Below are 13,107 nucleotides of genomic sequence, written 5' to 3'. Positions count from 1 at the left end.
AGAGTTATAGCTGGAAGAGGAAAACCAAATATTAATATTTGGTTTTCCTTTAATTGTTAATGGTTAACTAATTTCAACTTGCAGATAGGGTAAATCAGGCAATTTACTGACAACTTTTTCATCTTCAACTAATACTTGATCACCGACAGCCAAAGATAAGGTTGCTGTCACCCATAGTTTGTAATCCCCCCATTGAACTTTTACTCGGTTGAGCGTTTCATCTAGGACTAATACTTCAGCACGAAAGCGAATGGTATCAGTCAGGAGAGATTTAAATTGTTTGGTAATATTAACGGTAGCCATTATTAAGCTCCAATTTGACTGATTGGGATACGTCGGTAATTGATTGAATGGGTATGCTGTTGCTTAAACATAAACCAGTAATAGATTTATCGGTATAAACAATGCGAACAATCTCACCAGGTAGTAATAATCCAAAATCAGAATCCGGCGTCAATAACGGAAGGCTTAATCCAAGTATTTCTTGATCACCACTATCACCCATTATATTGCGAGCGAGTTCCATATTGACATTGTGATCCTGCGATAAGTTGCTCACTACATCACTGCCTCGTAAATCACCTGCGGTACCTGATTTAACCACATCCGTGATGACACCATGTGTTTCCCCGCTGATTAATACTCGGTTTATCTCAGTGGTTGTATTATCAATACTTGATTCAGTAATTACGTAATCGGCATTAATAACATGGTCGCATTGCTCATCCGTTAATGTATTCCAATTCCATGGACTGACTTTATAACGCGGTTGAACATCAAGACTATTACCTGTTTTATTCGGCTGTAATATTGCGCCACTAGCTTGGGCTGCTTGTATTGCCATTTCAATCGGTGTTTTATTGAGGTAGCTAAATGAATCAGGTGCCAGTATCCATTCAGGTGTTAACGCTCGACTCAAGGTGAAATTTTCTTGTGTCAGTATGTCTTCTACTATTTGCCAAATACCCGTTTCATTTTCAACAGCACCGCTATATAAATTTGCATAGGGTGAAAATAACCACTGGGTATTGGTAACGGCTGTAAAAGTATAAGCATCGCTCGCAAAACTACTGGCTCGAGAATATTCACGCAATACAAACAATAATTGATGACCATTAACATTGATTTCAAAGTTTGCTCGATACGTTAACCAGGTTAGGCTATCAGCACCAAGCAGTTGACCTTTAAAACTCCAAACCTGCGAATCAATATCAAGCTCAAGAGAAGCACTGACCGGATGAATCGCGCTTTTGGTACCGTCATCAGCAATGTGATAAATACTTATTTCATTCATAACAATTAATGCATCCAGTTCTATTCTAACAAATTCAAGAATGCCGCTTGGATCCCATAAACTAAGGAAGTTTAATGGTGCGACTACTACAGGGGTGATTGGCTCAACGGGTTTTATTATTGTTGGTCGATAACCAACTGGCTGAATGCCATCTTCAAAATAGGACTTTTTATCGTATCGATAAGCAATTCCATCCTGAAATTGCGTTTCCCACTCTCTTCTTAAGCTGTCTGCTCCCATCCATTTATTAGAACTTTCACAATCAGATCGCGCAGGGTATAAAAAGTCTGAATAAACCTTATTACTTACGTTATCGCCTGATAAACTTGAAAAGTTAACATGCTCATTAACATTGTCTAATTTATTGTTAATGGTGTTTATGTCTTGAGATACATAGTCGCCATCTACCAACGTGATGACGATTTTTTTATTCTGACGCTTAAGTCCACTTGATATAGTGATAATACGTTGACCCAACTTATCACTATCAAAAATAGGAGAGGTCATTACTTTTTTCAGGCGGGGGCTGTTTTCAAATTTAGAGTCAAACTCTTTTCTCAATTTGTTACTAGAACCGGCTAATGATTTTGTTATATTTCTGATACCACGATTAACGTTTATATCCATATAAAATTCAGCGTCACTTAAACCATTAGATCTAATTTCTATTTGTGGAGGTATAACGTTAATGATTGCGTCAGCGTGAACATTTGAAGTGGTACCAGACAGGCTGTTAGTCGCCACCATATCAATGATGATATCGGTATCAAAATCAACTGGAACGGCAAATTCTAACTGTCCATTGTCCTTCCATTCATCTGATAAATTTAACTTCCCCTGCTGGTTCCACCTATCAATAGGAAATAAAACCGCATCCGATACAGGACCTTTAATCGTATTTTTTGCGGTTATATCAAAAACAGTTGCGTCATTAGAAAAATCCAATATTCCGCTATTTGTCCATCGCTTTTTAAAATACATAGTTATGACTCGCTAATAGTCCACCCGTTTAAGCGCAGTAATGAACCTTGATAAAGTGCGGTACTTGGAAGCTTAATATCAGCCGCGCTATCAGAATCACCAACAGTAAGATCAAACAACACGGTATCAGAATCATTAACAACCTTTGCATTTGTTGCCGTTGAACTTAATAACACCAGTGATTCAGTGAGATTGTTAAAGGTAAGAACGGCATTGGATATATCAGCCTTACAAGGATTTGGAAAGATAAGTTCACAAATTACATCTTGCACTACATTATAAACGACTAACTTGCTATTCCCATTATCTATTGCATCACAAAGGACTTGTAGCCGGGCATTCTTTAATTCAGTAGAAAGGATTAGAGGCATAACCATTAACTCCCATAAGGTGTGGGTGTTTGCCAATCTGCGGCAGCAGCTAAGTATTCCGGTGCTACTTGTTTGTTACCGTTATTGTACTGAGCCACAAATAAATATTTATTATCCATTAGTAAATGGTCGAACCGATAAACGCCACTTTCATTTGAATAAGTGTCATCGAGTAATTGACCTCCATTGGTGAAGCACAAAACACGTGTGTTAGGCTTTGGAACATCACTCACGGTAACCGTAGATTGATAATAACCAACTTTACGTTGTTCGCCGTTTTGTTTTATTAGACTATTATAATTGCCTAGCTTTCCTATTATCTTTTGTTCTGGCTTTTGCTCTAACACTAACAATTCATTTGACTGAGGGTTGGCTTGTGCACGTGTCAACTGGTGTGCCCATGTTGGTTTTGGTTGTGAATGTGAGCTTCGTAAAGATATTTCGTACTCGTCGGAGTTAATACGGGCGTTAATTTCATCCATGGTTAAAGGTCTATCGTACAGCGCACAATCAGAGCAATAAGTCCTGCCGTGTAGGTTGTAAATAGGATTGTTATAATAGTGAAACAAGCCTGGTGTAAAATATCGACCTTCAATCAGCAAATCGTAAGCGTCACCTGGGTAACGATATTTTACCACTCCATCCAAATACAACACTGTCTCATTGGTGGCACTCTCATATTGAAAAACAACGTGTCTAGGCGTATCAAAATAGTCTTTCGATTCTAAGTCTGGAACGACAAGTCCTGAAATGTACATTCTTGTATTGTCGCTGGAACTAGAAGCAACACCAACGGTCATTATAACTCGGTCGACGTTACCGTCTGCGCCACCACTTAACGAGTTGAAGCCAAAAATCCCACGGAAATCTTGCCCGTTAGTGTAGCCAGGATCGCTCATAACCCATAGTTCTACACATTTCGTATTCATCGGCTGAACTACGTATAAAGCACTATCACCGTCAGCTGAGCTACCGCTTTTATAACTTCCTAAATTCATGGTTGATGTCTTTTTATCGTAATCGTAAACAACACTTCCTGACCATTCGCTCATAGGATTGTTCTGACCACTAGCTTCGGCCCTGTCTTTATGTAGCGGCCAGTAGGCTATCAACCCGCTAGCCCCTAATATAATATCGCTCAGAAAAGCCATAACCTACACCTCAACAGTAGAAATATCGAATCCTATTAACGCTGCTGAATAATCAGAACGGTCGTCATAAGTAGCACGTAACATACGGAAAATTTTACCTGGAAATTCTGGTAAATTCTGCAAGTTCTTTCGGCTATACGTTGAGTGGTTAGCCAAAGGAAATACCATAATAGGTAGATAACCACGGAGATAACTACCCGACTCCATCACCATTGCTGGTTGATTGTTAATGTAAAACCCGTTATCAACAGGGTTTGGCATCGCTATAGAATCACTGCTATAAGTAGATAAACCTAAATGATACCAATTAGTCGTACCTTCTATTTGATGATATGGTCGAGCCAGAACTCGTCCTGTGTAATCGTTATTTCTAATCAATTGAGTATAGTATTCGTAACTGCTGCTTGCACCGTTAAATCTATTTTCATTAGAATCGGCTACAGTGCTTTTTAATCTATTCATCACGAAATGATATTCATCGGCTGGTCGAATAGAGTCGATATAACCTGCACAGAATAATGATTGCTCTTTACCCATTCCGTACTCAGGAGCGAAATAAATCATACGGTTATCACCTGTTAAATCCCATTTACGGTCACTGCCGTAACTACCAGCGGGCCAACGATGTTCGTAAATAGTGTCGTAGTTATCAATATCAGTAACATTTTCAACCATAGTGACCTTCATTAACGCTGCTTTATAATTACTACCATACCATCCACTAAAAGCAGTATTGTCTACTCGTAAACTCACTTTCCCCAGGTCCCCAGCTGGTTTAAATATACAAACATCACCGTCATTATTAGAATGCGTTAACTCCCAACCTAGCGGTGCTATTTTAATTACTACTGTGCCGCTTGAATCTGCCACTGGCACCGTATCTAACTCAAACCAAACGTCATTGTTAGTAACCTGCATTACTCTGTGTTCGCCGTTATAATCTGAAACGTCACTATCACTCACATCAAGAATGCTATCTACTTGATATGAGTGCCCCAAAGGTATACTAGCTTTAGCCCAACCTGTTTCAGCGTCGTAAACTAACGTAGAAGGACTTAACGCACCGAATCCGTTAACAAGGCAATCTTTTAAAATGTTAATCATACTGCCAGCTGTGGCGTCATAAGTTTGACTGGCGCCTTGCATACCTTCGTGATAAAACTTATTTGGATATGTTTTAGTCATTTCTATTTTATTCCTTACATATTAAATTATGTTGGTTCAAATTAATGCATCATAAAATCATTTTAGATAACTACTTTGTTGATATTGCCTCGAATCTGCAAGGCAAATTGATCGCTTTCTAATGCATTAGTGCGATCGCCCTGTAAGATTGTTCTAATTACATTGAGCTGATAAACAGCACCATATGTATCAAATCGTAATACATTGTTAGTGGACCACCCAGCACCCCAACCCAACTTATTTAACGTGAAATATGGTTTCCCTGAAACGGGATTGATAGGCGCAAAATCAGTATTGATATCACCAACAGCAATTTGACCGATGTTCTCCCCAATCAACTTAAATGCTGTGCTTGAAGTAAATACGATAGCCATGCGCTCAGTGATACAACCGTCATTTGTTACTTTTATAGGGTATAACGTGTCGTTATAAGCAACAGTGGCTTCGCTCCCTATTAGCTTGTCACTAAAAACACCGGACCAAGACTTTTGATCAAACAAGTTGGTGTAACGAGCAAAAAGATCACCTGCAATTAATAGTGATGCCATTTTTGATTTGGTGTAGTCATAGTTATGAGATAATGATTTTGATAATTTAACGGCTCCTGAAATATCAACATAAGTGAGTAAAGCTATATCCTCGAAACGATATTCAATATCAAAAGTTCCATCAGTAGGGAAGAATACGGTACCAGCGTCTAGATCAATACCTGCATCACTCGCTGTTGTCGTACAAGTCGCAAGCCTAACTTCAAGCTGAACTGTATCACCCGCTTCAACTGTAACTGTTTCATTATTATCTTGATAAACAACAACTACATCGCCTTTTTCAAAGATAACCACACGGCCATCTGACGGCAACTTAATAGGATCTATACCAACTTGATCTGCATCTAACGGGAGGTAATTATAGCTAACACAATTGTATTTAATATCTAAGGCTTCAACCAGATTTTCATTAAACAATTTAACAATACCTAGCTCATGGTTTATTGTCCCTGAAAAACCGCCACCGGAAATTACACCATTTTCATCTGCCGTACCGAGTTGGTGGGTACCGTCTGCAGTTATTGCATTTATTTGTAACGATCTATTCGCGACAGGGTTCCCTTTTGTAATAAAAACTGCATCCTGTAAGTAAGACTTGTTTAGATATTTAAATACGCCTGAAACAACACTTATACTATCGTCTCCTTCACTCCACTGTGTTAATGTTAAAAGATTTGTATCGCGGTCAAATGTGCCGACTTGCGCACCTCTTACTTTTGCTAATCCTTCGCTTACTGTTATTTCGTCTCCGTTAAAATTTAAAACTAAGTTATCATCAACAAGCTCTCGGTTTTGGTGGTCAATCCATATTGAAACCTGGTCTAGAGTAAAGTCAAAAGTTCCACTTTCTATAGGCGCTGTGGTCCCAGTTACCGTTGCCTTTTCAAAATCTAGAATAGACTCGACCATATTACATTTTACGCTAACTCTATCTGTATTTATGACGGTCCAGCCACCAAAGAAAGAAAGCTTTTTACCCCATTCTCGGTGCGTAAAGTAAGAGGTAAGGAGGTCCTTAGATATTGTCACATCACCTGTAGCGCTATTGTAGGTGCCGACTTGCGTTGTCCAGGCCAATGAGTCATCAAGTGCCGATTCTCTCCACTTCAATACTCGACCTAAATCAGCATTAAAGAATAACGTTATCGCTTTTGTTTCGTATGTGTAATTCGATCTGTCATTCTCATCTGAATAATCTGATGGCGAGATAATGATTGAAATTGAATTGGGGTGTTTACTTGTACCAACATTAAACATGTAGTCAGTATCATTTTCTGTAACTTCCATTGATGTGTTAACATCTTCGATAATATCAACACCACCTACGTTCTCGCTCCAAACAGAAGTTATTATTGTTCCTGGTTCCGGCAATATATTTGGTGTGAAATTAACTCGATTATTTTTGACATACCCAGTCGCATCGCCAGTTATAACGCTATCGGTACAAACAGCTACCTTGTCCCCATTATCCCAAGTAAATGTCATATCAGCACTGTTTGGGACCGTCGGTATTTGTGCAACTACTTTAGAATTTAACTCAAAATCGCTATCTCCAACAAGTTCACTATTTGCATTGACGTTGCCCCATTGAAAAATAATTTCGCTTTTAACGTCTGGTAATGCTCCTGTCGTAATTGTTACATTACCAAAAGCATCGAGTGTGCCTGCGCCGTGAGATTCATCCTCCCCCCTTAAGGCTCCTGTGCCATCTTCTGTTAATGTATACCAATTACCTTGCGTCATATATTTTACAATCAACGTACCTAGCGAAGGTGTTGGTATTAGTGTTTGAACATAGACATACCCTTGGTTTTCTATATCGACAAGTAATGATTGAGATTCTAAGAACATCGGAACAGTGGTCGTGCTTGTTCCATCTGCGCTAGTGTTTGCAATTGCATCTACTAATTCTGCGATAGGTTGATTCACAATCGCATTGTCGATACGTGCAGAAGGCACTAATTGATTATAAATGCCCTCAACCTGAACTGATTTACTGCCAAAGGTTCCATTATCAGAAAGTTGTTTAGTACCGTAATATTTACTAGCGTCTGCTACTGAAACCTCATAAACCCTAGAGTAACTAAGTTGACTCATGTACGGGTTTGGTGTTCCACCTTTAAACCCATATCGCAAAGGTTCTGATATTTCACAAGTTACTATTTTAAGGTCAAATGCGCCGTACACTTGTATTTCAAAATCTAATATTTCTGAACTAACATTGATTAAACGACAATATTGCTCACTATCGTTTTCCAAATCGGATACCACCAAAACGTCCCCCGCATTCGGTACATCTCTAGAGGTACGTTGCATGAGCTTAATGGTTCGCTGTCCTTTAATATGGTCATAAAAAAGTTCACCGCCGTACTTCGCACCGACAGTGAGATACTGTTCTATCAAATCTGCAGTCTCTTCTCGCTCGATGTAAGGGTCATTAACGCTCATTAATGTAACTTCAACCATATCATCGACAGGTGTTTCCGAAAGCCCTATAGTTGAGCCGTAGTAAGTTTCATCCGAGTCTGCATCAACCTTTAAATGAACTGAACGAATATTTACAACACCATAAGCACGGTCTAAATCCGAAATATCAGGAAAGATAGAATTATGCTCACCAGAAATAATTTCCTGGTCGGTCATCGCACCGCCACCGTCTGACTCATCGGTCATTACTTTTGATTCAAATAGCTTTATGTCGTCTTTATAAATTGTCATTTAGTCTAAGACCTCGATTAGTTTTAGGGTTTCAAGCGTGTATTGGTCGTCATCACCTTCTGCATCTTCAGTGTCAAATAATGGCGTAGCAACAAAGTGTTCTGCATCGCCATAATCCCATCGGACATTGAAAGTCGTACCGTGATAATTCAACGACATAACTTGAGGGGTTAAACGTAAATTACTAATGGTGGTTGCTTCCGCGAGTGTTAACCAAGCATTGCCATTACCTTGCAGCACAATAGGACGCCCCTCTTTCATTTCACCTCGACTTAAAATAAGACGTCCGGTAATCGATGTTTTTGATTCTTGTTTAATCGCGCAGTAATCCAAATCAGCTTCCCAACGGAGACCGCTAGGAAGTGTTATATCGTTTAATGTGATCATGCTGTCACCAGTGCATTTTTGGTTAATAGGGAAAGGAGATCTTCACTGCCAGCTTCCGTCGTCGGAACCGTAACTGTTTCACCACCAATATTGAGAGTCAGATTAACGCTTTTAGTGGTTTCGCTTTCATCGGTGCTAGAGGAAGTGGTTTCTATATCAGTATCATTTGATGAATCAGACGTAGTTTCCGCTTCTGCTTTCTCAGCGCGAATGGCGTCTATCTTTTGTGCGTATAATGTTTTCGTTAATTGAATTGCTTTTTCAATATCAGCAATAGCTTGTTTACTGTTAGAGGCTTCCGCTTCTGCAAGTTGTTCGTCTAAATCGGCCAACTTACTTGCTAACTCCCGTTGTTCAACCGCTTCATCATTGCCATTTAAGGTATCAAGCTCATCTCGTACACTTGATAATGTCGATTTTGCGGTGTCTTCTAGATCCTGTAATTTTTCTTTTGCGGTATCAATTTGACTGAATAAATTAGTTAACTGAGTTGCATCGAGGTCTTTTAATGATTTAATCGAGCTTTCAGTCCGTGAAATTAATGCTTGGCTAGGTGTTTCAGTGGCATCAAGGGCCGCTTCTAATTCACGCAGTCTAATTGTTTGTTCAATAACAGAGACGGTTTGTTTATCGAATTCAGTTTGCGTTCTGGCCAACTGAGCACGCCACCCAAATAAAACATTTCCGTTGCTTTCCATCCGCGCTTCCACTTTTTGAAGTTGAGCTTCTAGTTCGGATAATGAAAAAGCAGACACATCGGTGGTATCGGCCATAACTTGGAATCGTTTTTTTAACGTACCTGAAGATTCCGCAGTCTCATCCATTGCTTGTCTTTCAGCATTAAAGTCATCGATTGTTTTTTGAGTACTTTCTCGAATAACAGCACCACCTTGAACAATATTAGTCACAACACTATCTCGAGATGATTTAAGCAGCTCTGATACGCCAAGCACCGCAGCTTGCATGGATATTTCAGAACTAATGACACCATCATTTGCAGCAATTGCCGCTTTCGCATAAGCAATAAAAGCAGCTTTTTTATCATCAATAGAGGTGGTATTGGCTTTAATTAATTCATAAGATTTACGTAATGATTCCGCCGTAAGTGCTAGTGAAGATTGGGACTCCACACCTAATGAATCAAAGGCTTCTTCAATCGCATTAATGCCTGGCGTCACCGTGGCACTTTTAATAGTAAGGTTATCCAACATATCGCTAAGCTGTTGACCTGACACTTTACCGTCAGCGCCTAATTTCTCAATTTTAGCGCGTAACATTTCCACTTCTGATGTTGTGCTTAACTTAGTTAATACGGCATCAAAGGCACTCACTATTTCATTCGATGACGCTGTTGCTGAAGTGCTAATTGAACTAAACGCAGTCAATGCGGTTTGTCCTGTTTCGGTAAGCCCACCGCGTAACACATTTAAATCTAAACCTAATGCAGTAAATTGTGCCCGAAGTGGATCCACTTCGTTAACCACTGAGCTGATACTAATACCGAGCGCATCGAACGTATTCGGCGCATTTTCTTTTAACGCGGCGAGTTCATTGTCATCTAAGTTTTTAAGCTGTAGTCGTAGGCCCGTTTCAATCTGCTCAGCGGTGATTTGGCCTTGGGATTTTAACGTTGCAAGGGCATCGACAACTGCTTGAATACTGTCTGGGTTATCAACATCGATAGAATCAACTAATTCACTAATGGCGGTGGTTGCATCGGTACCCGAACGTTGTAGTTCTTCAAACTTTAACTTTAAGCGTTCCACCATGGGAATGCTTGAGTCGGCCATTACCTGTGCGTTTTGTTTTTGGCGCTCAGCTTGCTCGGCTAATGCTTCATTAGATAACCGATAACTTTGTGTTGCATCATCAAAAACAATGGTTCCTTTCTCTTCCAAAGAGAGGAACGCTTTCATACTGGTAATATTGATACCAATCTGTTTTGATAATGCTTTTAGTTTGGCCTCTTTTTCGATAGTGCTTTGTTTTGCTAACTCTGCGGATTGCTGAGCAGCACTTTCCGCTTTATTCATTTGCTGATAAGCATCAACGACCCGATAAATTTGCGTCGCTGTAAATGTTAGCGCGCCAGCTAAACCCACTTTTAATGCGGAGGTTAATGTTGCAGACACAGCCGCTGTTTTAGTCATTGCGCCCTGAACTGCAAACAACGATGCCACCGCTTTCGTCGCAGCAACACCAAAGCCCAAAAACATTTGCGCAAGTTTGATTTTAAGCACGGCAGCGCCCACATCAATGATCGCATCTTTAAACTTATAGAGCCATTGACTCGCTGATTTTACGCCCTCAACAAAACTAACTAGGCTGTCTGAAATACGCTGTGCCCATGCTTTCAATGAACCGTCGGCTGCCATTTCTTTCACCGTGGCATTCAATAAACTTAATTGCTCTTTTGCGTAATCTAAGGCGCCACTTTTCGCAACAGTATCAAGAAATATCTGATACTGATCTTTTAAATTAGAAACGATACCCGATAACCGGCCCATGTTTGCGGCGGCGGCCCCTTCCGCACTTTTACCAATCTCTTCGGTTAACTGTTTAATCACATCACGGCCAAGTTTGCCCTGTGTGCTTAATTTTTGTAGTTCAAGGGTGTTACGGCCCGTTGCTTTTTCTAATAAATCCCAAACAGGTACGCCACGTTCAACCAGTTGAAGTATTTCTTCACCCTGTAGCTTTTGTTTAGCCCAGGCTTGACCTAATGCCAATGAAATACCTTCGACACGTTCCATACCGCCGCCCATCTTTTCAGAGGCGTCAACAATGGCTTGCATGGTGCCATCCATGGGATCTAATCCGTAGGATTTTAAGCGCGCAAAGGTCTCAGTAACTTGCTCAAGTTGTAACGGCGTATTTTGGGTGAAGGTTTTGATCCATTCTGTGGCCTGTTCGCCCGCTTCGACGGACCCCATTAACGCATCCATTTGAATACGCAGTCCTTCGAACTTATCGCCCGTGGTGAGCATTTCCACGCCAAGGGTTTTAATTTTGTTGAACAGTGTAGTGATACCAATCACGCCACCTGTCCAATATGCCGCTTTAACAAAGGAAAAGTTTTTAGATTTAGCCTCGGTGGTTTCGGTTTCGTTGCCTAAGCCGCGCATTTGTGTTGCAAACTTGCCTAGGACTGATTTTGTTTTAGTGACCTGCGAAGCGAGTTGTTTTTCTTCTTTGGTTAAATTGTTGGTATCAATATTGGCTTTGTCTAAGCCTGTTTTTACTTTATTTAACGCAGTGGTTTTAATCAGTAATGCCGCTGCGGATTTTTTAGCAGCCGCTTCAGTCCGCTCTAGTTGAACAGCAAATTGCCCCGTTGGATCGCCTGTTTCATCAATTCGTTTACGCAACGCAACAGCGCGCTCACTCAATTGCGTATAAGCAATCGTATTTTTATCAACAGCAGCCTGCTGCGACTGAAATTGTTTGATCAGGCTTTTCTGATCTTCTAATAGTTTCAAATTAGTCCGCAGTGCTTTACTTTTCCCTTGTAACGTTTCCAAGGATTGCGACGCATCATCGGCATCTTTAGACAGTAGGTTTTCTGCTTTAATTTTTAAGGAGATCAGTGTTTCTTTGAGGCTCATATAGCACCCTGTGACGTTAAAATTGCATTATTGATATTGTTGAATAGGCATAAAAAAGCCCCGTAATGTAAACATTGACGGGGCGTTATTGATGGGTAACTACTTGAGTAAATACAAACTAATTAAGCACTAGCGGCTTCTCGCACAAAAAACTTAGATTTACCCGTAGCGGTAATGGTGTCGTCGGCAAGAACATCACCAGAGAGAGTGAACTCTCCATAATCATCACCAATCAAGCTTAAGCCTTCCATGGGCGAGGGTTTCCAACGGTACACCTTCACAATAGAAGGTCTGCCATTATCATCGTTAATACCATCGAAGATCATCTTCACTTCTTTACCTGATTCAACCAGTGCTTGTAATGCAGAGGCTGCGCGCGTGGTATAACTAATTTTAAGTGCTTGCCCTTCGGTAATTTCACCCGAAGAAAGTGGTTTAATACCGGCCGCAGTGATCTCAAAATCCGTCCCTTTGACGTAGGTTTTATCAACGTCATCTTCACCACTTCTCACAACGACTTCTTTTGTGGTATCGAGCATTTCAATGGTTTCAACGAGTCCAGGGACAATCGCAATGGCCAATTCATCAGTTAACGTTTTAGATGCTTTAACATCTACCACACCACGTAACGACAAAGCGAGATTTGAATTATTAAATGAATCAAGTGTTGCCGATAAAGATACGCTACGAACGCGAGCTACCGAGGCAATATTGCCGCCACCAGGGCGGTAAGAAGGACGGGTTTTTGTTTCTATTTCAAGTGCAAAATCTAGCGCACTCACGTTACCGACATCACGTCCGTCTACATAGACGATACCCGAACCGATATACTGCTCATTAATTGTTTCTATTGTTGGCATAATTTAT

At 40.4% G+C, this 13,107-nt stretch carries 9 protein-coding genes; all 9 read right to left on the bottom strand.

Features of this window, described 5'->3' with window-relative positions:
• Nucleotides 1-63 precede the first annotated feature (63 nt).
• Nucleotides 64-303: a hypothetical protein gene (locus tag ACR30L_RS07965; RefSeq protein WP_435237486.1), complete on the bottom strand. Its 240-nt coding sequence runs from the start codon at nucleotides 301-303 to the stop codon at nucleotides 64-66.
• A complete protein-coding gene (locus ACR30L_RS07960; protein WP_435237485.1) occupies nucleotides 290-2,275 on the bottom strand; it encodes a hypothetical protein in 1,986 nt (661 codons plus the stop codon). Before ACR30L_RS07960 ends, ACR30L_RS07965 begins: the two co-directional genes overlap by 14 nt.
• A 2-nt stretch (nucleotides 2,276-2,277) precedes the next feature.
• Nucleotides 2,278-2,646 (bottom strand): hypothetical protein, encoded by a 369-nt coding sequence (locus tag ACR30L_RS07955; RefSeq protein WP_435237484.1) that lies wholly within the window; start codon nucleotides 2,644-2,646, stop codon nucleotides 2,278-2,280.
• A gap of 5 nt (nucleotides 2,647-2,651) precedes the next feature.
• Nucleotides 2,652-3,698 carry a hypothetical protein gene (locus ACR30L_RS07950; RefSeq protein ID WP_435237483.1) on the bottom strand — a complete coding sequence of 349 codons (1,047 nt, stop codon included), beginning with the start codon at nucleotides 3,696-3,698 and terminating at the stop codon, nucleotides 2,652-2,654.
• A 102-nt stretch (nucleotides 3,699-3,800) separates the two neighbouring features.
• Nucleotides 3,801-4,982 carry a hypothetical protein gene (locus ACR30L_RS07945; RefSeq protein ID WP_435234475.1) on the bottom strand — a complete coding sequence of 394 codons (1,182 nt, stop codon included), beginning with the start codon at nucleotides 4,980-4,982 and terminating at the stop codon, nucleotides 3,801-3,803.
• A 62-nt stretch (nucleotides 4,983-5,044) separates the two neighbouring features.
• The gene (locus ACR30L_RS07940; RefSeq protein ID WP_435234476.1) at nucleotides 5,045-8,248 is read right to left on the bottom strand and encodes a hypothetical protein; all 3,204 of its coding nucleotides are present in this window, start codon (nucleotides 8,246-8,248) and stop codon (nucleotides 5,045-5,047) included.
• On the bottom strand, nucleotides 8,249-8,635 hold the full coding sequence (locus ACR30L_RS07935) for a hypothetical protein (protein WP_435237482.1): 387 nt from the start codon (nucleotides 8,633-8,635) through the stop codon (nucleotides 8,249-8,251). It abuts the gene before it with no gap.
• The gene (locus ACR30L_RS07930) at nucleotides 8,632-12,240 is read right to left on the bottom strand and encodes a tape measure protein (RefSeq protein ID WP_435237481.1); all 3,609 of its coding nucleotides are present in this window, start codon (nucleotides 12,238-12,240) and stop codon (nucleotides 8,632-8,634) included. Before ACR30L_RS07930 ends, ACR30L_RS07935 begins: the two co-directional genes overlap by 4 nt.
• Before the next feature lie 122 nt (nucleotides 12,241-12,362).
• Nucleotides 12,363-13,100 (bottom strand): hypothetical protein, encoded by a 738-nt coding sequence (locus ACR30L_RS07925; RefSeq protein WP_435237480.1) that lies wholly within the window; start codon nucleotides 13,098-13,100, stop codon nucleotides 12,363-12,365.
• Between the last annotated feature and the right edge of the window lie 7 nt (nucleotides 13,101-13,107).

This window comes from Psychromonas saccharinae (assembly GCF_051201515.1).
Lineage (GTDB): Bacteria > Pseudomonadota > Gammaproteobacteria > Enterobacterales > Psychromonadaceae > Psychromonas.
This window is presented reverse-complemented; position numbering and strand designations above follow the sequence as displayed.